The following is a 23,283-nucleotide window of genomic DNA, read 5'->3' as shown; positions in this document are numbered from 1 at the left end:
CTCATAATTAATGACACCGGAGAGAGGTTGGGAAGCCGGACTGAAGGAATACGTTGCCTCACGGGAAAATGACACCGACAAACTTGGAGAATGAAGATGCCAAAGAGCAGTTGTCGGACGGAAGAGTTGGAACGTTTGCGGAGGCGGTATGCCGGTCGAGGGCGGGAAGGAAAAACGCGGATGCTCGATGAGTTTTGTGAACATCATGGCTATGATCGCAAGCATGCGATCAAGTTGTTGGGGGATCAATTGCCCAAGCCCAAGGGCGGAGTGCGCCCCGGGGCCGAACCGGTCTATGAGCCGGTGCGCGAGGTGGTCGAGCGGATCTGGAAAGCCAGTGAACAGCTTTGTGGCAAGCGGCTGGAACCGGCGCTGGCCCTGTGGTTGCCGCATTATGGCAAGCACTACGGCAGTCTTTTGCCAGCACAGAAGAAGCTCTTGGGAAAGGTCAGTGCCGCGACCCTGGACCGGCTGCTGGCGCCGCTCAAAGCGGAAGTCCCTCGCCGGTTATGTGGCACCCGGCCCGGCACGCTGTTGCGGACCCAGATTCCCATTCAGGGGGAAGTGTGGGATGAGCAACGTCCGGGATTTTTGGAGGCGGACAGCGTGGCGCATTGCGGTTCCAGCCTGGCGGGTGATTTCATTTGGAGCCTGACCTACACGTGTTTGGGGAGTGGGTGGACGGAAGGTCGGGCCGTGTGGAACAAGGGTGCCCAAGGGGTGTTGGAGCAAACCCGGGACGTGGAAAAAAACCTGCCATTTCCTTTGCTGGGGATGGATTTTGACAATGGGAGCGAATGGCTGAACTGGCATCTGGTGCGTTACCTGCAGGAGCGCGTGGTGCCCGTAAAACTCACCCGCTCACGCCCTTATCATAAAGATGACAATGCGCATGTGGAGCAGAAGAACTGGATGTGGCCGCGGCAGGTTCTGGGCTATGCCCGGTTGGAATCTCCGGCAGCGGTGCCCTTGATCAACCAGCTTTACAAGGAAACCTGGGGGCCATTGCAGAACTTTTTTCTGCCCTCAGCCAAGCTGGTGGCCAAGCATCGGGAAGGCAGCCGCTGGGTTCGCCGTCACGACCGTCCGCAGACGGCCTACCAGCGGCTGGTGAGCAGCGGACAACTGGGTAGGAAACAGGCGCAACGGTTGCGCGACTGGTATTACGCCGTCGATCCCTTTGAACTGGCCAGGCAAACGGATAAACAACTCAGACCGATCTTAAAATGAGGACGGGATGGAAGAATGAGAAATTTTTTTGCCCCTGCTGCTGCAGCAGCAGGGGCAAAAGGACCCTCCTGACGGAGGGAAAAACAATAAACACGTCGGTGTCATTTAATGTGAGGCAACAAATACCCAAATCCGGTCCAATCCCCGGTGTCATTTATCCTTGAGGCAACAGGCCTTTGGGGAAGCTCCGAAGCAAACAGCTTGCAAAAACCTGAGCGTTCCAGAAACTACCCTGATGCAAACCTCGGCATCGAAAATTCTCTTCGCCATCGTTGTGCTTTCCACAATTTTCCGCCCACTCATGGGCGTGGCGCAAGTGCAACATCATGTTGCGGCCGCCAACCTGCTCGTGCTGCAGAACGACACCAGTAACAACACCGCTTCGGTCACGGTGAGCACCACGCTTTCGATCAATGATTTTCGCATCCGTCCGGGCTCGAGCCGGGCGGATTACAACGTGCAGATCGGTGCCATCTCCACCGACGACGTGGCGAATGGAATTCTCATGGGATCCATCAATCAAAATGGGCGGGATAACGGTGAAGACGCTTTCCCAGGCATGAATTACGGCACCTGTTCCATTGACAGCAATTCCAGCAGCTCACCGGGCTCGAGCGGGGAATATTGGCTCCCTGTTTTTCAGGCTCCCAACAACAGTGAATACAACTTTAATGTTGCTGCCGCCTGGTTCCCTTACAGCGATGGCTGGTATGGCGGCTGGTTGAACAACGCCAGCGGCGTCAACGGCGGCGCGAACAATCACCTCATCGGCAACCCTGCCCTGACATTGGGCACCCATGTGGTCGACGAAGGCGGCGGCCAAACCCTGGTGGATTTACGCCCTTTCGGCCTCAACTCCAGCAACGCGGTCCTCCTCGTCGAAGGCGGCAAGAACGAAGCGAACTTTGCCTTGTCGGCCACCAACGGCGATGGCACGTGGACCATTACCTGTCATGATGACAATGGCGGCGTGGAGCAGGATTACGTCGGTTTCGTTTGCGTTCCCCTGACCAATCATACCGTTGTTTCCGGCAAGTTCATGGGCGACGCCAAAGTCGCGATGCAAAGCCAGATCATTCAGGTCGTTAATTCCGGTGTCGGCACGTATCATCTGACCATCCCGGGCGTAAACCCGAACAACGGAGTTCTGATCATCTCCCCCGACAACGGCGGCACGATCAATGGAGACAATATGGTCAGCTATCAGATAAACGGGAATGGCTGGGACATTCAAACGCGCGATATCACCAGCGGATTCACTCCGGCCTTGCAAACCCTTCCGGACACCGATGCCGTGGTCTCGTTTGTTTATATTCCTGGACCGACGCCCGGTTCAACAACCTTGCGCTGGTCAGGAGCCACGGGTACGAATTGGGATTTCTCCACAAACCAAACCTGGCGGCTGGTGCCGAGTAATCTGTCGACCAACTATACAGATGCCTGCCAGACAATCCTGGACGACACCGCCTCAAATTTCGCGGTCAATCTGACGGCCTCTGTTTCGCCTTATCAACTGATAGTGTCAAACACTGCCAATAATTACCTCATCAACGGCACCGGCAGCATCATCGGCTCAACCGGCTTGACGAAGCAAGGCAGCGGCAAACTTACCCTGGCGGTGACCAACAAATACACCGGCGATACCCTTATCTCCCAGGGAACGTTGGCGCTGAATGCGAATGGCTGCATTCCCGGCGGCGCTGGTTATGGCAACACATTTGTGAATGGCACCCTGGATCTGGCCGGGTTCAACTGCACCCTAAACAACTTGTCCGGCATTGGTTTGGTGGATGATTCCACCGCCGGCGGCGCTCCGCAATTGAACGTTTACGAAACTACCAACACGACGTTCTCCGGCACTTTGAAAAACACCACTGGTTCGTTGTCTTTGACATTGGATGGCGGCGGCGCTTTGACTCTCACAGGCATCAATACTTTCAGCGGTGGTTGCACCATCAGCAACGGAACTTTGGTGGTCAAGGGCACTCTTGGCTCCGGACCGGTGACTGTTCAAAGTAATGGCCAACTATCAGGAACCGGGACCATCAGCGGCCCGATTTCCATGGTTGGCAATAGTGCACTGGACTTGACCGCCAACGCAGCACTCACGACCGGTCCGATCACCTTGAATGGCTCCGTCCCGGTGAATGTTATCAGCGGTGTGGCACTGACCCACACCGGGACATACCTCTTGCTGAAGCACGGATCGATTAGTGGAAGCGGGTCGTTCAAACTCGTTCTTCCCCCGGGATTGCAAGCCAACGGATTCACCGCCAGCTTGGTCGATACGGGCACTCAACTGCAACTAGTGGTCACTGCCGCGGGCATCACCGGCACCATCGCTGATGTCCGTCATGTCGTTCTCTTCATGAACGAAAACCGCGCGTTCGACCACTACTTCGGCACGCACTACGGAGTGCGCGGGTTTAATGATCGCAACGCGCTGCAGTTCACGAACGGAAACAATGTCTTTTACCAGCCAACTGGCTCCTCCTACGAACTGCCCTTTCACAATACCCTGCAATGTTTGACCGACTTGAATCATAGCTGGCCGGTCACTCACAGTACCGTCAATGGCGGAAAAAATGATGGCTGGATACCCAACAAGGGAGCGGAAACGATGTGCTATTTCGAACGGAGTGACTTGCCCTTTTATTACGCGCTGGCCGATGCTTTCACGATTTGTGACGAATACCATTGCTCGGTGTTATCCTCCACAGATCCCAATCGCATTTCCTACATGACCGGGATGATCGATCCCCACGGCATTGGCGGCGGCCCGGAAATTGACAACAGCTCGGTACCCACCGGTTTTACCTGGAAGACTTATCCCGAGTTTTTGCAGCAGGCAGGCATCTCCTGGAAAGTGTATTCGGTTTCCGGTGACAACGGGGAGAACGTGCTGCAGATGTTCGCCGCTTACAAACAGGCCACAGCGGGGAACCCTCTCTACGATCGCGGCCGCGCCGCTTACTCCAGCCAATCCACAATGGTCAGCGGCTTTGCTTCGGATGTAGCCAACAATAGGTTGCCGTCGGTCTCCTGGATCGTCGGGACAGGCGATTACTGCGAACATCCCCCCCACTCTTCGGCCAATGGAGAGGTCCTCCTCAAACAAGTTCTGGATGCTCTCGCAGCGAATCCACAGGTCTATAACTCCACCGTCTTCATTTTTAATTACGATGAAAACGATGGCTTCTACGATCATGCCATGCCCATCCTGCCGCCGCCGGGAACACCCGATGAATATGTCGGCAGCCAACCAATAGGTTTGGGTATACGGGTGCCGGCGATTATCGTTTCTCCATGGTCGCGCGGCGGACGCGTTTGTTCCCAGGTATTTGATCATACCTCGATCACCCGGTTCCTGGAGACCTGGACTGGCGTCACCAACTCCAACATCAGCGCCTGGCGTCGTCAGGTTTGTGGTGATATGACCAGCGCCTTCGATTTCGCGCATCCCAATCCGGATTATCCCATTATCCCAGGCGTCGCCACGGTCGAATGTCCCGTCGGTGAAACGCCCGCCGTGCCATCGCCGCAATCCTTTCCCATCCAGGAAAGCGGCAGCATGGTTCCAATGCCCCTGCCCTATCAACCGGACGCCAGTTGCACGTTGAATTCCGCCACGAGCACTTTCACGATTACCATGACCAATACCGGCGCAGCCTCAGTTCACTTCGGCGTTTATGCCAACGCCTTTCGCACGGATGGCCCCTGGCCTTTCGATGTCGACACGACTGGCTCCGCCAACGCCTCCTTCAGCACGACTGCCACCGCCGGGAAATATGATTTCACCTGCTACGGTCCGAATGGCTTCCAGCGCCGATTCGCCGGCAGCATCAGTTCTGATTTTCAAAAAATTGAAGCCGTCTCCGTGCTTAATCCTGCCAATGCCGGAATCAAAATCGCCCTGGCCAATTCCTCCAGCACTGCCGTTACCTTCACCGTCACCAACGGCTATGTCGTCGCTGGTTCAGCCAACTATATTGTCCCCGCGCACACCACCAACCTGATCAATGTCGGAAGTGAAACCAACAACGGCTTCTACGATATCACTGTCAAAGCCAGTGCGGATGCGGCATTCGTTCGCCGTTTCCTTGGCCGGGTTGAGGCCTACGTAACACCCATGGTCTCAGGCGGCAAACTGCTGACGAACGGCGCCTTTCAGTTTTCTTTCAGTGGTCCGCTTGCCCAACCCTTTCACGTCATGGCCACCACCAATCTTTCCAACCCGTCCAGTTGGGTTTCCGTAATGTCCGGAACTTTCGGAACCGACCCCGTCACCTACACCGAAACAAACCCCTCCGCCCAATCCGCCCGCTTCTACCACGTCGTGTCACCGTAATTCCACGGCAATTTCAGACCGTCAACCTCTTCGGTGCCGAATCAAATTCACTCTTCTGCGACGAGCAGAGATTGGGAGAAAAGAGCCCGTTTCCACCAGCGCTGGTAGCGGCCAATTTCCAAACATCAATCAACTAACGGTTACCACCGACAACGAATACTGCACCCGCGAGTTAAGCGAGTAGGCCTTCATTTTCGCCGTCCCAGAGTTGGAACCGCCGGTTTGGAAGGTAGAACAGCTTGATATTGAAATTGTTTTCTTGAATATGTCGCATTAATCCCTTCAAATCCGAACCCGAATTACCGTGACAAGGTGCGTGAATACTCAGAAATGCCCATATGAACTCGAAGTTCAGACTGAACAGTCTCCGAACAGCCAATGGCACACACACATTGCTTCTGTCGCGATGAACCATTTTTAGATTTATAACCCATGCAACGATTTTTACTTATCTCTCTAGTGTGTCTCTGTTTTGTTGGGGGCCTGCATGCCAATCCGGGCGATGTGGATCTAAGCTTTGATCCTGGTTCAGGAATTAATGGCTCCGTTTCCAGCGTTGTCGCCCAATCCGATGGCAAAATTATCATTGGCGGCACATTTAGCACGGTCCGGGGCGCAGTCCGCAATTTCATTGCCCGACTAAACCAGGATGGTACGGCGGACAGCACATTTAATACTGGCACTGGACCGGACGAGCCTGTAACTTGCATCGCTCTGCAAAGTAATGGCAAAATCCTTGTTGCCGGAACTTTCACCAACTTCAACGGGACCGAACGGGATTTGCTCGCCCGACTGAATCCGGACGGCACTTTGGACACCACATTCACGCCCAGTTCATGGGTGGGTTATGCAGCCACTTGCCTCGCGGTTCAGGCGGACGGCAAAATATTGGTGGGCGTGGGCTATGGTTTCCCGGGAATTTTACGCCTCAAACCCGATGGCAGTCTGGACAATACCTTTTATCCATTTAACACGTTCGATAGTTACGTTTCTGCCGTCGCGGTCCAGACCGATGGCAAAGTGCTGATCGCGGGAGATTTCTCCTATATCAATGACACGGTCCGGAATCACATTGCCCGCCTGGATGCCAGTGGCAATTTGGACGATTCCTTCCAATTTGGCACCGGACCGAACTTTGGTATCAATTCCGTCACCTTGCAAACGAATGGCAAGTTGGTCATCGGAGGCTATTTTGCCAGCGTCAATGGGACGACCCGGAACAATATCGCGCGGCTGAACGTCGATGGAAGTTTGGATACTGCATTCACCACCGGGACAGACTTCGCGGTGCGAACTGTCGCCCAGCAAACGGACGGCAAATTGATCGTGGGCGGCGATTTTACGGCCGTTAACGGAGTATCCCGGCCTGGTGTGGCACGCTTGCAGCCCGATGGAATTTTGGACACCACATTCGATCCCGCTACCGGAGCGAGCAACCACGTCAACGCTGTATGTGTGCAAGCAAACGGCAAGGTGTTGGTGGGATCAGAGTCGAGCATCCTCGGCTATAGCAAATGGAAGGGCTTAATACGACTGAACACCAACGGAACTCCGGACAGCGCGTTTCAATCTTACACCGGAATAGACGGCCCGGTTAATTCTGTCGCCATGCAGCGGGATGGCAAGGCTCTCATCAGCGGCGCTTTTGCTTCCATCAACGGGACGAATCGGAATCGCATCGCTCGACTGAACGTGGACGGTACTTTGGACACCACTTTCAATCCCGGCAGCGGCCCGGGCGGAGTGCCTTCGGCTTACGATCCTTCCGGCTCTTACCGCATTGATTGTGTAGCCAGTCAGTCTGACGGTAAGGCATTGGTAGGAGGATATTTCAATCTCTTCCAAGGCACGAATCGAAATGCCTTGGCGCGGCTAAATACGGACGGGAGCCTGGACAACGCCTTTCACCCTGCCCCTAGTGAGTATGCGGAGATTGTTTCCGTGGCCGTGCAGACGGATGGCAAAATAGTGCTGGGCGGATTTTTCAACAGTATCAACGGAACCAGCCGGACCAATATCGCGCGGTTAAACGCCGATGGAAGTCTGGATAATACTTTCAATCCCGGTTCAGGAGCCACCGAAGGCGGGGTCTTCTGCCTCGCTGTCCAGTCGGACGGCAAGGTGCTGCTGGGAGGGGATTTTAGCGGTGTCAATGGAGTCCTCCGGCGTTGCGTCGCGCGGTTGAACGCGGATGGAAGTCTGGACAGCACATTCAACCCCGGTTCAGGTACAGTCAATAACAGTGTTTATTCTCTCGCGCCGCAGGCAGACGGCAAAGTGCTGATCGGCGGAGCTTTCTCCAAATTCAATGGGACCACCAACTGGCACATTGCCCGGCTGAATAATGATGGAAGCCTCGATACCACGTTTCATCCTGGAACCGGAACAGACTTCAATGGCTATGTCTTTTCGATCATCGTACAACCGAATGGCAAGGTGCTTATTGGAGGAGATCTCAGGCTTTTCAACGGAACACCTCGCAACGGCGTCGCGCGACTGAACCAGGATGGAAGTCTGGACACGGTCTTCGATCCCGGCATGGGAGCCAAAAATGGCATCTATAATCGCGTCAATTCTCTGGCCTTGCGCCCCAACGGAACGGTTCTGATCGGAGGAGATTTCACCATTTTCAACGGTGTGGCGCGGACTTATGCGGTCCAACTGTGGGGTGATCCGCTGCTTTACATTCGAAAAACGGGCAACACCGCTGTGCTGAGTTGGACGAATGCTCCAGCCTTTTCCTTGCAATCCGCGCCATCGCTCACCGGCTCCTATACCACTTTGCCCAGCGCAACAAGCCCTTACACCAATCTCACAAGCGGATCGCAAAAATTTTTCCGGCTCAAGGCAAATTGACGCATGCGGGACTGAACTTGTGAACAAGACGGTGCACGTGCGCGCAGGCACGAGCTCCTACTTCGATTCCACCGCGCCCAACAACTTCCGATTACTATCATCCTTCGGATCGTCCGGACGGGGATAATCGCGCCAGAGCCACCGTAACATTTCCGGCATCATCGCGCCGCCTTGCTTGTTGGAATGCGTGCCGATGCCCCAGCAATAATTCAGATCGTAACCCTTCGCCGTAAGCGCCGCGGCCATTTTAATATTCTGCGCGTGCCAATCCCACTCCGGATCGTATTCACCGTTGCCTCTGCGACCCCGATTGTCGTTAAGACCATCCTGCAGGAAAACGCGGAGGGGCTTGCGTTCGGTCTGGCTGACGAGGTCCGGATAAACGTGGCCGCCTCGAATATTCGTGAAACTTCCAATGGTACTGATGACTTTGTGAAATTGGTCAGGACGCTGCCACGCGACGGTAAACGCGCAGATCGCACCGGAACTTGCGCCCGCGATCGCCCGGTCATCCGGATTTTTGGAAATCTTGTAATCCTTCTCCAACAGCGGTAGGAGCTCCGTAACGATCATGGACGCGTAACGGTCATCGAGCTTGTTGTACTCATCTCCGCGGTTGTTAATGGAGTCACCCCAATTGGTGGACGAGGATTCCTGCTGCGTCGGCGTGTGACCCGGATTGATGAAGACACCAATGGTCACCGGCATTTCGCGGCGATAAATCAGATTGTCAAAAACATTCGGGATGCGGTAATCGCCATTCGTGCTTACAAAAGCCTGGCCGTCTTGAAAAACCATCAGACACGCCGGTTTAGCAGCGTCATACTGTGCCGGGACATAAACCCAGTAGTGGCGCGTTGTATTGGTGAACACCTGGCTCGCCAGCGTGAGCGGGCCAATGACCTTGCCGTGCGGCACGTTCTCGTGAGGCATTGAATCCGGCCCAAGCAGATAAACATCATCTGTCGGCGCGGCGGACGCCGCCGAGGCGGTGATCAGCAGTCCGGCCAGTGCGGCGAGGAAACGTTGCATAACCGGTTTGTTCCATTTGCAGTATCTGGCATTCATGATGGCGAGCTGCATTGCTTCTTTGAGTATTGAGTTTCATTGGCAGATTGCCAAAACGCAAAAAAAATCCAAGTCTCAATGCCAGATGGATGCAATTTTGCTTTGTGAACATTTCCGCGAAGTATATCATTGCCGGACAATCAACATCAGCTCTTTGAACCCGTTTGCCTAAATTGAAAACATTCCAAATAAGAACCAACTCGTTTCTCACGAGCGTGCTGGTTGCTTTCCTCGCCATATTGTCCACTTTCACTGTCACCACCGCCATGGCACGGAATTCCCAGCCAAACTTTGTTCTCTTTATCTCGGACGACCACACGGCAACGGATTGCGGAGCCTACGGTTCGCGCGAGGTCCGGACGCCGAATATTGACCGGCTCGCACGCGAAGGCATGCTGTTCCGCAGGGCCTTTGCCGCGTCGCCGACCTGCATGCCATCGCGCGCATCTCTTTTCACCGGCTTGATGCCGTTCCGCAACGGCGCACATGCAAACAATCTGGGAAGCCAGTCCCAATGCCGTGAAGACGTCCGTTCCCTGCCGTATTACCTGAATCAACTCGGCTACCGCGTCGCACAGGCCGGCAAGACTCATTTCGCGCCAAAGTCCGTGTTTCCCTTTGAGCGCATCACCAATTCAGAAGTTCCCGAGCCGGGCTTCGAAAATCATCGCGACCTGCACATGGACTTGAACACCTCAGTAGTGGACGAGTGGTTGCAAAACATTTCAACCAACAAACCGTTTTGTCTGGTGGTTTGCGACCACAGTCCCCACGTGGTGTGGCTGGCAAAGACGACGTATGATCCCGAGACAATCACCGTCCCGCCAAATCAAATCGACACGCCGGACGTGCGAAAATCCCGCGCCCGCTACTATACGGACATCTCCAAGATGGACACAAATCTCGGCTCCGTCCTGGCCAGCCTTGAGAAACTCGGCCTGGGAGCAAACACAATTTTCATTTACACCTCGGACCAGGGCGCACAATGGCCTTTCTCCAAATGGGGCTTGTATGACCAGGGCATCCAGGTGCCGTTCATTGTGCGCTGGCCCGGAAAAATCCGCCCGGGATCGTCTTCAGACGCCATGATTTCGATGGTGGATGTGCTGCCAACCTTCATGGAAATCGCCAACAGTAAACCGCCGCTTGATCTTGACGGCAAAAGTTTTCTTCCCGTGCTGGAAGGGAAAACAAACCGCCATCGGGATGTCATTTTCGCCACGCATTCGCAGGACACTGGCATGAATTCAACACCTATGCGCTGCATCCGCACCGCGCGTTACAAATACATTTTCAACCTGTCGCCCGAGATCGAATACACGACCCACATGGACAAGGCAAAGGACCATGATGGCGGACGGGAATACTGGGATTCCTGGGTGAAGGCCGCCGCTGCTGATCCACGAGCCGCCGCCATTATGAAGCGATATCATTGGCGTCCGCGCGAGGAACTCTATGACGTGTTGCTTGACCCGTATGAAGTCAATAATCTCGCCGACAACCCGGCTTATGCAGATATCAAAACCGATTTGAACCGGCAACTCACCGCCTGGCGCAAACAGCAAAACGACAGCAAAACCGGTCCCGATCCAGCCCCGGTGAAAAAGTAAAGTCCGCCGTCATTTTTTGTCAGTCCTCTTCGGTGCCATACACAGGCACCATTTCGTTCCTGCTTCGCCCTGAAAATCGACAGGTCTGTGACGCTTTTGTTACAGACATGTTAAAAGGCGGTAATTGATTGAATTTAAATTGCTAATAATCTGTGAATAAGTTGAGGTTGACTTACGAACCTGATTATGATTTCGACTCCAGAACAGATTAGCTGCGAAAAAAAAACATACCGCTCGGTCTGGATTTCAGATGTGCACATCGGCACGCGCCATGCCCAGGTCGACGCTCTGTTGGATTTCCTGAAACAAATCGAATGCCAATATCTTTATCTGGTCGGCGACATCATTGATGGCTGGCAGTTGAAAAGCAAATGGCACTGGCGGGATGATTACAATGTGTTCATCCAAAAACTCCTGCGTAAAAGCCGGAAGGATACTCAGATCATTTACATCACAGGTAACCATGACGAATTTCTCGAAAAGTTTATCAACATCAATTTCGGCGGGATATCTCTGGCGCGGGAGGTGATTCACACCGCCGCCGATGGCAAACGCTATCTCGTACTCCATGGCCATCAATTCGATGGCTTGACCCAGTTCAACCGGGTCCTGGAGAAAGTCGGAACGAAACTATACGACTGGATCCTGGATTTTAATCTTCACTTCAACCGCCTGCGCCGGCGGCTCGGCTTCGGATATTGGTCACTGGCAGGCTATTTGAAATACAAGGCCAAGTCGGCGGTCAAATACATTACAGAATACGAGGAAGCCATGATTCACATGGCTCACAAACACAACGTTCAGGGTGTGATTTGTGGGCATATTCATCGCGCCGAAATGAAGATGATGGGCAAGGTCGCATATCTTAATTGCGGCGATTGGGTGGAAAGTTGCACCGCTTTGGTCGAGGACTTTGACGGAAACATTCAGCTTATCAAATTGCATGAAAATAATGCTCAGCATACTCGGCGAGGGCCGGGGTCATATGACTCAGGCGATGGCGGTGAAACAGATCCTGGAACGGTCGGGACACCAGATCACGAGCGTGGTGGTTGGCCTGGGCGCTCACCGGCAGATTCCGGAATTCTTTGCATCGGCCATGAAGATGCCAGTGCACCGGATTACGACTCTGGATTTTTCCTTTAAACAAAATCGCGGAGTCAGTCTTCCCAAAACACTGGCACGTGTTGTCCGCCAGGCGCCGTCGTATCTTTCCAGTCTGCGGCGGATAAAAACGTTGGTTCGCGAGTCGGAACCGGACCTCATCATCAATTTTTTTGAGCCCATGACAGGCATCTATGCGCTTACCTCGCGGAAGCGGCCGCCCGTGATTTCCGTGGCTCACCAATTCATGTTTGGCCATCCGGCCTATGTCCAGCTCAAGGGCAAATTGTTCCAGCAACTCGGAATGAAATGGCTTGTCCGGCTCGTGGGTGCGCGCTCGACAAAGTTGGCACTCTCTTTCTACGAGGCAGTCGATCTGCCCGGCAGGAACCTGACCGTTTCGCCACCTATCCTCCGCCCGCAATTGTTTGAACTCGATTCGAATCCAGATGGAAACTTTGTCCTGGCCTATCTCTTAAACCACGGATATGCCGACCAAATCATTGAGTGGCACAAGCAGAATCCGAACACTAAACTCCATTGCTTCTACGACAAGCCGGGTGCGCCGGTGGAATTTCAATTTGATTCGACTTTAACCTTTCATCGACTTGATGGGGATAAATTTCTCCGCATGATGGCAGACTGCCGCTACGTTGCCTGCACCGCCGGCTTTGAATCGCTGAGTGAAGCCGCCTACCTTGGAAAACCGCTTTTCTTGATGCCCGTCGAAAACCACGTGGAACAGCAAATGAATGCGGTCGATGCCACTCGCATTGGCTGGGGCATAACTGATAACTCCTTTAATCTGGATCGGCTGCAGGAACTGCCGCCACGGCTGGATAACACCAAATTTCGTGCCTGGCTCAACCGTGGAGATTCGATTCTGCTCAAAACGCTTGAACGCGCCGTCCACGGGAAGCCTCAGCAACTCGAAGAGTTTCTGCCTGCGGAAGCGGAACAGTCGAAAGCAGTTTAGAAGCCTTCCATCAATTTAACTGGTCACAGCTTCGGATTCTCCTTAACTTTCTTTTGTTGCCTCGTTGGCACATAAATCATGTCTCTCGACGACGGTTCAGGTCTCATCTTCCCGCAGAACTTTTTGTGGGGCACCGCTACTGCCACCACTCAGGTCGAGGGTCATATCGAAAATGAATGGACCGACTTCGTGGCACAGGATGGAAGCACCTGCCGAATCGCCTGCGACAATTATCACCGCTATCCGGAAGATATCGACTGGATGTCCAAACTTGGAACAAATGCCTATCGCTTCGGCATCGAGTGGTCGCGACTGCAAACCCGACCATTTGGAGAACTCAATCGAAAGGAATTGGCTAGATACGTCGACATGATTGATGGCCTGCGTGGCGCGGGAATCCGCCCGATGGTGGTTCTTCACCACTTCTCCAACCCTCTATGGATTCATGCGCAAGGAGGGTGGACCACACGGGCGACCGTGGCAGCGTTTACTGATTATGTGACCAAACTGGTTATGGTCCTGAAAGACAAGGTTGACTTGTGGAACACCTTCAATGAACCCGACACCTATGCCTCTCTTGCCTATGTCCTCGGAGGTTTTCCGCCCCGCGAAAATTGGCAATTGATCAAGTTCCGCAAGATCATTCAAAACATGGCCTCGGCTCATGAAGAGGCAGGCCACATCATTAAGCATGCAGGTTCACCCCTTCGTCCAATGCAGGTGGGAATAGCAAAAAACTGGACCTTTTTTCACGCCTTCAAGAAACTCTCTCCCTGGGATCGTTTAATTGCTTTCGCCTGCCACTCTACCTTCAACAAATTTGTCCTGCGCTCGTTTCTCGGCGGGGCAAGGCGCGAGGCGTCCACATTTCTTGGACTGAATTATTATGGCCGGGTTCGCTTCCACCATTTTGATGCCATGATTCCAGCGAGTGGAACGCCGTCCAGACGGTTGAAAGATTTCGGCTTTGTTTGTGATGATATGGTGGAACGTTATCCTCAAGGACTGGGTTATGTTTTAAATTATCTGCACCACAAACACCGCCTGCCGATTTACATTACAGAACATGGAGCCGCTTCCAAAGACGAAGCCTTTCGTGAAGCAGATCTGATCAGCTACCTGAAGGTGCTCCACGGCGCGATTCAGGAAGGCGTGGACGTCCGCGGCTTTTTTTATTGGTCGCTGCTCGACAATTTCGAATGGCAATTCGGCTATGCCAAAAAATTTGGACTGATTGAAGTGGATTTCGACGATCCAAACCTGGCCCGCACCATGAAACCACTGGGAGAGGTTTATCAGAAAATATGCCGTTCAAACGCCTGTAACCTTCATGAAACCGGCAAAATGCCATAGTGCTCGTTTCATAAACATTTAGGGGGATGGTTCTGAGGAAACCGGTGGTTAGGGCTGGTTAATAAACCTTGGCAAATCGTGCGATTACTGCCGCATTCTGCCAAAGCGTCTTGAACGCGCACAGGCGGGACCAGCTGGCCATCACCTCATTCCTCCCGCTTAAAATATTCTTTGTGCTGATAAACCCGCACATAATCAATGTCGTGGTACTGCGGGAAGACCGTCGTTTCGTCAGGATTACCGGGCCAGTTTCCACCAACTGCTGTGTTCAAAATCAAATAATGCGGCGTATGTGGAATGCCTTTGGTCGTCGAATGAATTAATTGACCATCAACATACCAGCGCATTATGTCCGGCTCCCATTCCAGTGCGTAAATATGAAAATCCTTGGTAAAATCCGTATCTCCTTTGAGATGACCGGAATTTGATTTCCTCTCACCGTCATGAGTGCAGTAGTGCAGCGTTCCATAAATCACATTGGTGTGGCCAAGGAACTCCATGATATCAATCTCGCTGTACCAGGGCCGCTCCTCTGGAATCAGTTTCTCCTTCCCATCTGCCACCGCCTGCTCCATCAACCGTTCCATTTCCCAATTGCGATTCTGCGGATACAGCCAATGCGCCGGCCACAGACCTTTTCCACCCGGCAATTTCGCACGAATTTCAAACCGCCCGTAAACCGGCGCAAACTTGCCCGACGTGTCCACGCGTCCACTCGTGTAATGTTGAGAGCCATAATCCCGGACACGACTGCGCAGACGCAAACAACCCTTCTCGATATAAACCTCGTCCGGCACGTAATATTGCAGTTCGTTGTGTTTACTCTGCTCGCGAATCAGAACGTTCCACTTGTTCGTCGAAAGTGTCTTATCGTTGAACTCGTCCTGCCAGACCAGTTTCCAATCATTTCGATCCGACGACTTCTCTCCAGCAAAAGCCCCGGTGGATAGGATCAACAGAAACAAAACTGCCCGCAGAAACGTGGTTTGCATCGCACGATTTTCCTGCTCACAAGGAAGTTGTCAAGCAGCAGTGAGGCCGTTACCGCGCCAAAATCGCTCCGTGAATCGGAGTCGGATACGGCTCATCCTCCCCTTTCACATAAAGCCACAGAGTTCGATCGAGCACCATCCCATCCAACTCCATTTTTCGCTGAACTTACAATAAATAGCCGAGGCAGGGATTATTCGCCAAGCGCCCGTTTGTAATCTGGCGGTGTCTCTCCGTAGCCCTGTTTTCGGCGGGCAATTGCTGGCTCAATAATGTCGCTCCGTATGTCGATTTCAGCATGGAAGATTTCGTGCCACAGTCGACGGGTGTTCTCCGGGTATCGATTTGGTGAATCCTCGTCGAATGCGGGACGAAATAAATCCACCGCAGTCTGGAGCTCAAGCCGAAGTTCGGCGGCCGTGGGATGGCCGGTAAGTTGAATCACTCGCTCGAAGGCTCTCAAATCTTTGGCATCCAGCCGGTCCAGTTTACCTATAAGAATATCCAGAGGATGAGGAATCGTGAGCGTTACATTGCCGCGTTGAACCGTCGCCGCCCGGCCACGCCAGCGCGGACTGGTGCGAAAGCTTAGTTCAAATCCAGGTTCGAGATAAAATCCACCGTGCGATTTGTCCAGTTTTGCAGCTGCAACCAACGAAGACAAATCCTCGTCGTCGTCGGAAAACAAATCCACATCCCCGCTCATCAACTGGCGATCCACCGTCAATTGGAGCGGCGCCGAACCGTAGAGAGTTAGGTGAAAGCGGCGATTCATGGGCAGAGTCGCTAGAAAAGTCTTTAGCAACTGGCCTGCCGGAGTCTCCCAGTCAATCTCTCCCGTCCACCAGTTTTCGATCAAGGGCATCTTTGCGTGGGCCGAAGCCAAGGAAGTAAAGTGCTTGCTGGATGAGCCGATTGGTCACTTCGGAATCCTGGCTCAAGCGACGCGCCAGCGCCTGCTCACTCGGGCGAAGCGGGCGGGATTCCTTGCGAATGAGCAGGCGCGCGGCGATTCGTGACTTGCGCCACGCCCCATCCACTCTCTCTGAAGCCTGTTTCATGAATGAAAACTAAAGGAACCAATGTGGTTTGGCAATCCTATGTGCGAGATGGCGATTCCCAGCAATCGACGATCGGGGGAGGAAAACGATCCAGCAAATGAGAATGCCAATTGAATGTTTCCAATCGCTGATTTTCTTATCTCGCCAAAATCGCCCCGTGAATCGGAGTCGGATAGGGCTCCCCCTCCCCTTTCGCATAAAGCCACAGCACCCGGTTCAATTCATCCTCCGGCGCCAGATCATACTCACGAAAATTCATCCGTGCCGACGCTTTCGCACCGGGAGAATTCTTCGTGTTCTTCGCGAACAAGTCCACCAGTGGTGCGCGGCAGGTATAAGGCACACTTTGAGGGGTCTTTTGAAAACTGTTGAACATCGGTGTCGCCGCAGCGTCATACTGCGTCAACGGCGGCAAGCCAAGGATCAATTCCATCGTGCGCACCATGCTGGCCGTAGTGTAAAGCGTGCTGTCCACAACCCCGCGCTTGCAATATGGCGAAACCACCAATCCCACAGTCCGGTGCGCGTCCACATGATCCGGCCCATTCTGCGCGTCATCCTCAATCACAAAAATCGCCATTTCATTCCAGAAACGGCTGTGCGAAGCAGCTTCGACAATTTGCCCCAGGGCCGTGTCGTTGGCCCCCACCGAAGCATCGGGCGTAAATTCCCCCGGCTTGGTTCCACGCGTATGATCCTCGCCCAGCGACATGATGGTGAACTGCGGCAGCACGCCGGTCTTCTCAGCCTCATGCAAATCCTCAATCCAGAATTTGACGCGATCCGTATCGCGCGCGCCCCTCCAGCGCCCACGATTCGCCGAAGGCACGCGGAACGCTCCCTCGCCATAATTCTTGAAACTCACACCCTGCCGCTTGCAAAGATCCCACAGATAACCCGCGCTCGGTACCGCCATCTCATCATTCCCCGGCAGAATGCCATGGCGCGAATACGAATGCATCCAGGAACGCTCATTGTAATCCGTCGCCATCGCCGCATCACACCAGCTGTGGCCATCCACGCTCACCTCGCTGTTGCAATACAAATTGTCCAGCAGCACATACTCACGGGCAATCTGATGATGGTTCGGCGTTACATTTTCTCCATACATCGTAATGCGCGGCTCACCATTGCCGGCCGGTTTGCCCTGCGCATCCTTGAAATCCCCCAGCACCTGGTCGTACGTCCGATTCTCCTTGATGATATAGAGCACATGCTTGATCGGACATGGCGCGCCTACCGTTTCCGGAATGGCTGACTCGCTGTGAATCGGCGTGCGCTGAAATTGTTCAGGTGTATAAGGCGAATTGCGTCGCACCTGCGCCGTGTACGCCGCCATTTGCGCGGCATCAGGACGAGGCACAAACGACACGCTCCCCTGCAGGGTGTCGCCTATGTAGTCAAATGGGCGCTTCCCACGTTTGCCTTCCACTGTTAACTGCTTTGGAAAATTCGCCCTCGATCCCCCGCCTTTGCCATTCGCCACAATCAGTGTCCCGTTGTCCGGGCTCACGGCCAATGCACTCGGATACCAACCCGCCGGTATGAAGCCATCCACCACCGATACGGACTCACCTTGGGTGGGGCGTTCGTCGGACAGGCTTTCATTTGAAATGTTCACCACCATCACGTTGTTATTATCTGCATTCGCGATGAAAAGTGTCCTCCCATCCGGTGAAATTGCCAGCGCATCAGGCGTGCTTCCTTCCGGCGACTCCGGATAAAGTGACGTGGAGATGATCTCCCGCGTCCGCTCAGAAATACGCCGTTTGGAGCTGGCTGCCGCCACAGGTGCCTCAACCGCGCGCGTCTGAATGACCTGCACCGTGTTATCTCCGGAACAAGCCACAAATAACCTTCCATCCGGAGCCAGCGCCATGTCATTCGGCCGCAATCCCACTTCAATATCGCGGAGTCTTTTGCCCTGTTGCATGTCTACGACGCTAACGCTCCGGCTGCCCCAATTGCTCACATACAAAGTCTGTTTGTCGGCCCCGATCACGCACGTATGCGGGTGCAGTCCAACGGGAATCCGCGCCTGGATCGCAAGCATTTTCGGATCAAGAACCAGGACTTGGTGGTTGGCTTCGTCACACGCGTAAATTTTACCTGCCTTGGAATCGACTGCCAGTCCCGCGATGAATCCGGAGGGTTTATCCGGCTTGATCGAGCGCTCCAAAGCCGCCACTCCTTTGGCATAGGTGAACACGTAAATGAACCCGGAGCTGCCTCCCGACACATAAAATCGCTTCCCATCTCCGCTGAATGCGAGACCATTCCATGCTTCCTGCAGAGGTAAAAATTGCGTTTGCACCTGGGTGGCCAAATCCAGGATCGTCACCCCTTCGTTATTAAAGCCACCGTGCGTCGCCACTACCCGCTTCCGATCCGGCGAGACCACCATCTTCAATGCCAGGTCACTGATCGAAACCTGCTTGCCCGCTGGAGTTACTCCCCAACCATTGAACAGAAGATTCGTGCCGGGGCTCAACCCTGCTCTTTGCCGCACCGCTGCGCTGTTAACTTCCTCGCCCGCTTGGCGGCTTGGCAGGTCTGCAGCGGTTGCAGGGGCCGCATTGACAATGATGGTGGCAATCGACAGGCCCGAAAGCATCCGGGTGATTAAAGCAATTTTTTTCATTGATTACAAACGACTTATATCAATTTCAACGACCGGATCTTCCGGACACTTACGTCAGACAGAATTTGCACGAAAAAGGTGACACTTAAACTGCATTCGCGTGAGATACAGCATTTTTTTAAGCAATGTCACAGATTTATGTTCCCAGTTGTCTTATTATTAAAACCTGATTTGTCATTCCAATTGCGATCGGGGACTGGGGCAATCATTGACAATCGCAATCAAAACTGTCGAAAGCCGGTCATGAACGCTGACGCACTCGTAAGATTTAACGAACTGAAACCGCTCTTGTTTTCCATCGCCTACCGAATGCTGGGGACGGTGATGGATGCTGAGGACATGGTGCAGGAGACTTTTATTCGCTGGCAGGCCTCTGATTATCAGAACGTCCAGTCCGCCAAGGCCTGGCTCTCGACCGTTATTACCCGGCTCTGCATCAACCACCTCAAGTCAGCCCGCATTCAACGCGAAACCTATGTCGGCCCCTGGCTTCCGGAGCCTCTGGTGTCTAAAACGGGTAACGACCCGGGCGAAAATGCCAGCCTCTCGGACTCGCTCTCCCTCGCGTTCTTGGTGGTATTGGAGAGTCTCTCGCCAACCGAGCGAGCCGTTTTTCTCCTGCGTGAAGTTTTCAACTGCGCGTTTTCCGAGATCGCTCCCATGGTTGAGAAAACTGAGGCCAATTGCCGGCAAATCCTGGCCCGGGCACGCAAGAGCGTCGAGGAACGCCGCCCTCGCTTTGATGCTACCCCGGAATCGGCCGAACTATTAATTCAACAGTTTGACGAGGCCGTTCAGACCGGTAACCTCGCTAATTTGCTCAAGCTGCTGGCGGAGGATGTCGTGCTGGTATCCGATGGCGGCGGCAAGGCGCGTGCCCTTTTGCGGCCAATTCTCGGCCCAGATCACGTGGCACGCCTGCTCATCGGCGCAGCGAAAAAGTTCGGCTCCGTGCCTCAGGTGCGACGCCCGGCATCGATCAATGGCCTGCCCGGCATCATAAGTTTCGAACATAATCGCATCGCCCGAGTGCTTGCCTTCGGCATTCGTAACCAACGCATTCAATCTCTTTTTATCATCGCCAACCCGGACAAACTCCGTCACCTCCCGGAGTTCCCGCTTCAGAACCCGAAGTAAGCACTCTGGCCGTTGCAGAAGAAAAAAAGCAGTTCCGCCGCCCTTGTCACAAAACCGCAGCCTCACTGGTCTTTGTTTATATGAAGAAAAACCCTTACCTCCCGCCACTGTTTTAACTGTTCAACAAAATTAAAATTATGAAAAAATCGAAGTCGAAATTCATCTTTTGGTTGATAACCGGACTTATCAGCTTCTTCATGTTGTTTAGCGCCTACTTCTCCGGCACGCATAAAGTGGAATTCGCGCACCTCGGTTTTCCCAACTACTTCCGCATCGAACTCACGACCGCCAAGATAATCGGTGCGCTGGCCTTGCTTATCCCTCAAGTGCCGGGGCGAATAAGGGAATGGATTTACGTCGCCTTTGGCATCGTCCTGATCTCAGCTGCCATCGCCAAATTCAACAGTGGTTACCCAATATCAGGTGTGATCGAGCCCCTGTTCGTTTTAACCATTCTGATCGCTTCAACCCTATATTTGAATAGATCGGCTAAACCATCTGGTTCCATAAAAGATCAGCCCGTCCACGCGTAACATCCGTGACGAAGCGATCCTCTGTTCCGCCGCTAATTGCGGCGAGGAAATTTATTGTCCTTGCCGCCTCACCTCTCCATCATTCCGCCATGGCATTTCGCATTCATGATAGCGTGGTGCGTGGAGAGATTGACAACCGGACCAAGGGAATGGTGCACGGCAAGGTCTGGGTCGTTGGCCGCACCGAACCGGTGGTGCTCGAACTTCGTGGCAACGCCTGGCCCGACCTCGCCGGGTGCCTGCTCACGTTCACAAATCCACTGAAGCTTATCGCCCATCAGCATCTTGATTCACTGCATCCCACCCAACACGGCAGCATCGGCGACCTCACCGCCTCGCGAAAGGTCCGCGTCTTCGACGTGCCGCTCGAGGAAGCGCTGGTCATGATCCGTCGGAAGGAGAAACCACCCGAGCACATGGCCAATTGCCTTTATCTCGAATGGTTCAGTGATTACAATGGACGCGTCGTCATCGAGAGCGCCGACTACGAACTCACAATCTCCGCCCCCGAGTGGCGCCTCAGTCCAGAGGATGAGGCGGAACGCGCCAAACAAGCCGCCGCAGGCATGGCTGATTTTACTGGAAAACTCTCCGAGGCCATCGAGAAACACCAGCGCGGCCAGAAAGACCCGGAGCAGGAATGGGATGAGCATGATTACGAAAAATTCCTGAAAGAGTCTGACGCACGCACCGACAAATACGCCGAACTGTTGGATAAATACGGCGACTCCGATGAAGCCGAGGCAACCATCGCCAGGGAAATGGGCTGGGACCGCAATGAGGAGGAGAACGAACAACTGTCCGTCGAGGAAATCAACGCCATTTTTGAATCCGCCGCGGACGAACCGCCGCCCGAGCCCGATCCTCACCGTGAAGGCATCGACTGGGTACGCACCGCGGATGGCGATCTATGCCACCCGCTGCAGCATCGCTGTTCCGAGAGCGCACTAAAGTTCCACCAGCACGCCGAAAAATTGGGCCTGGAGGAAATGAATGATAAGGATTTGGACCAATTCATTTTCGAGCTTCAAACGACCAGCGCCAAACTGGCCGGAGCCTTGAATGGCATTGCTCACGGGGAAGGCTTTCGTGACGCCGCGTTCACCGTCGCATATTTGAAACGCGCACTGGATCATCTGCATAAGTCCCAGTCCGGATTGGAAGCCATCGCCCAAAAGAAACTTCTGCCCGAGATAGTGTTCATGGAGGCACGGAAAGAGTTATTTGAAATTCGCGAAGATATCATTCGATTGATGGACGAATTCCGTGGCCGTAATTAATTTAGTCCCAAACTCCGTGCCACGAGAACATTTCCCCTGCCAATCTAACTTGCCGAAGCATATTTGTCCCCTCTGTCTGAAGTTGAAATTCGGACTCTTGCCGCCATTGAACCCGGCTCTCTCTTATAATTAGCTTAGTGCACTAAGAAGTTATTGACACAAAACTCCAAAAGAGATACTTCTGACAACGAATCCAACTTTAACGCAAGTCACATCCGGCTGCGCCTTGTAAATCTTATAACTAGGTTTAAGGCTCCAAATAAGTATGCCGGGTTTGAGAAGGAATAACTGTGCTAACAACAGATTTGGCACCAGGAGTTTTCCCAAACGTAACTCGACGGTTCATTGTTGGATGCTAATTTTTATCCTTTGCTGGCTTTCATCGGGTGGCCAGCCGCCTCAGGAACTGATTCCTGATGGTCGCAGCAATTCCATTTATATTGTATATGATTGTTATACCAGATAGAGAGAAGGTGATTCCAATTCCGGCGTTTGCGGCTCATCTTCAAGCTGTCCCCTTTTCCGCCCCTTGCCTGAAAAGCAGCTATTTTTGGAACGAAACCCGCGAAACGTTGAAGTTTTAATTTCCAGTTCAAACCACAAAAACAACTAAAGTGCACATGACAAAACGAGTGAAAACCTACAATCGCGCGATGGGCCAGACGGCCGCCGCCGTCCTGCTGCTGGCCTGCAGTGTCGGGTCGGTTGCCGCAAGTCCTTATTCCACCACCGTCCAGACAGATCACCCCATCGCCTATTGGCGACTCAACGAAACGAGCGGAACCACCGCCCTCGATAGTGCTGGAACCTACAGTGGAATTTATACCAATGCGCTCATCGGACAGGCCGGATTTAACACAGGTTCCGACCCCGCTGCTTTGGCCGCAACATTTGGTCCGGGTGCGGACAGTCTTGTCGGTCACATGTCACTCGATGTCGCAACCAATGCCAACGCGATCTTTTCCGTGGAAGCTTGGGTGAACGGGTACTCGCAGACCGCCGGCGCGGGCATTGTCGGCAAAGGTCCGAGTTTGGGTGAAGAATTCTATCTCGACTGCGGTGCCTCGGGGTCAGCATTTAGATTCTTTGTCCGTAA

General features: G+C 53.6%; 14 protein-coding genes and 2 pseudogenes. 11 read left to right on the top strand and 5 right to left on the bottom strand.

Annotated elements, in window-relative coordinates:
- The first annotated feature begins 90 nt into the window (after nt 1-90).
- The 3 genes from CFLAV_RS28225 (at nt 91) to CFLAV_RS28210 (ending at nt 8,434) form a co-directional block, all read left to right on the top strand.
- Nucleotides 91-1,230 carry a hypothetical protein gene (locus CFLAV_RS28225; protein WP_083808748.1) on the top strand — a complete coding sequence of 380 codons (1,140 nt, stop codon included), beginning with the start codon at nt 91-93 and terminating at the stop codon, nt 1,228-1,230.
- A 235-nt stretch (nt 1,231-1,465) separates the two neighbouring features.
- On the top strand, nt 1,466-5,578 hold the full coding sequence (locus tag CFLAV_RS33340; protein ID WP_007418335.1) for a phosphocholine-specific phospholipase C: 4,113 nt from the start codon (nt 1,466-1,468) through the stop codon (nt 5,576-5,578).
- 432 nt (nt 5,579-6,010) lie between these two features.
- Nucleotides 6,011-8,434, top strand: a complete 2,424-nt coding sequence (locus tag CFLAV_RS28210) for a delta-60 repeat domain-containing protein (RefSeq protein WP_007418333.1) — start codon at nt 6,011-6,013, stop codon at nt 8,432-8,434.
- A gap of 57 nt (nt 8,435-8,491) precedes the next feature.
- On the opposite strand, the gene CFLAV_RS28205 is transcribed toward CFLAV_RS28210, so the two are convergent.
- Nucleotides 8,492-9,466 (bottom strand): alpha/beta hydrolase, encoded by a 975-nt coding sequence (locus tag CFLAV_RS28205; RefSeq protein ID WP_040550580.1) that lies wholly within the window; start codon nt 9,464-9,466, stop codon nt 8,492-8,494.
- 209 nt (nt 9,467-9,675) lie between these two features.
- Between CFLAV_RS28205 and CFLAV_RS28200 the strand changes: the two genes are divergently transcribed.
- The 4 genes and pseudogenes from CFLAV_RS28200 to CFLAV_RS28185 all read left to right on the top strand — a co-directional run bounded on the left by CFLAV_RS28200 (nt 9,676) and on the right by CFLAV_RS28185 (nt 14,545).
- A complete protein-coding gene (locus CFLAV_RS28200) occupies nt 9,676-11,112 on the top strand; it encodes a sulfatase family protein (protein WP_050785985.1) in 1,437 nt (478 codons plus the stop codon).
- Between the two features lie 186 nt (nt 11,113-11,298).
- Nucleotides 11,299-11,931: pseudogene (locus CFLAV_RS28195) on the top strand (UDP-2,3-diacylglucosamine diphosphatase); the annotation flags it as partial.
- Between the two features lie 124 nt (nt 11,932-12,055).
- Entirely contained in the window at nt 12,056-13,192 is a 1,137-nt protein-coding gene (locus CFLAV_RS28190) for a glycosyltransferase family protein (protein ID WP_341849391.1), read from the top strand.
- A gap of 78 nt (nt 13,193-13,270) precedes the next feature.
- Nucleotides 13,271-14,545, top strand: a complete 1,275-nt coding sequence (locus CFLAV_RS28185; protein ID WP_007418328.1) for a glycoside hydrolase family 1 protein — start codon at nt 13,271-13,273, stop codon at nt 14,543-14,545.
- Between the two features lie 146 nt (nt 14,546-14,691).
- Here the strand turns inward: CFLAV_RS28185 and CFLAV_RS28180 are convergent, their stop codons facing one another.
- From CFLAV_RS28180 to CFLAV_RS28165, 4 genes are all read right to left on the bottom strand, one after another.
- Nucleotides 14,692-15,537: a glycoside hydrolase family 16 protein gene (locus tag CFLAV_RS28180; RefSeq protein ID WP_007418326.1), complete on the bottom strand. Its 846-nt coding sequence runs from the start codon at nt 15,535-15,537 to the stop codon at nt 14,692-14,694.
- Between the two features lie 191 nt (nt 15,538-15,728).
- A complete protein-coding gene (locus tag CFLAV_RS28175; protein ID WP_007418324.1) occupies nt 15,729-16,400 on the bottom strand; it encodes a hypothetical protein in 672 nt (223 codons plus the stop codon).
- Nucleotides 16,363-16,596, bottom strand: coding sequence for a hypothetical protein (locus tag CFLAV_RS28170; protein WP_007418323.1), 234 nt, complete (start codon nt 16,594-16,596; stop codon nt 16,363-16,365). Before CFLAV_RS28170 ends, CFLAV_RS28175 begins: the two co-directional genes overlap by 38 nt.
- Nucleotides 16,597-16,732: 136 nt before the next feature.
- Entirely contained in the window at nt 16,733-19,237 is a 2,505-nt protein-coding gene (locus CFLAV_RS28165; RefSeq protein ID WP_007418322.1) for a bifunctional YncE family protein/alkaline phosphatase family protein, read from the bottom strand.
- 243 nt (nt 19,238-19,480) lie between these two features.
- Here CFLAV_RS28165 and CFLAV_RS28160 point away from each other — a divergent pair, with 243 nt between their 5' ends.
- The 4 genes and pseudogenes from CFLAV_RS28160 to CFLAV_RS28145 form a co-directional block, all read left to right on the top strand.
- The gene (locus tag CFLAV_RS28160) at nt 19,481-20,374 is read left to right on the top strand and encodes an RNA polymerase sigma-70 factor (RefSeq protein WP_040550565.1); all 894 of its coding nucleotides are present in this window, start codon (nt 19,481-19,483) and stop codon (nt 20,372-20,374) included.
- 137 nt (nt 20,375-20,511) lie between these two features.
- Entirely contained in the window at nt 20,512-20,907 is a 396-nt protein-coding gene (locus CFLAV_RS28155; protein WP_007418320.1) for a DoxX family protein, read from the top strand.
- Between the two features lie 89 nt (nt 20,908-20,996).
- On the top strand, nt 20,997-22,187 hold the full coding sequence (locus tag CFLAV_RS33335) for a hypothetical protein (protein WP_007418319.1): 1,191 nt from the start codon (nt 20,997-20,999) through the stop codon (nt 22,185-22,187).
- A gap of 620 nt (nt 22,188-22,807) precedes the next feature.
- Nucleotides 22,808-23,283: pseudogene (locus CFLAV_RS28145) on the top strand (hypothetical protein); the annotation flags it as partial.

Source organism: Pedosphaera parvula Ellin514 (genome assembly GCF_000172555.1).
Classification (GTDB): domain Bacteria; phylum Verrucomicrobiota; class Verrucomicrobiia; order Limisphaerales; family Pedosphaeraceae; genus Pedosphaera.
Note: the sequence above shows the minus strand (reverse complement) of the source record. Positions and strands in the feature narration are given on the sequence as shown.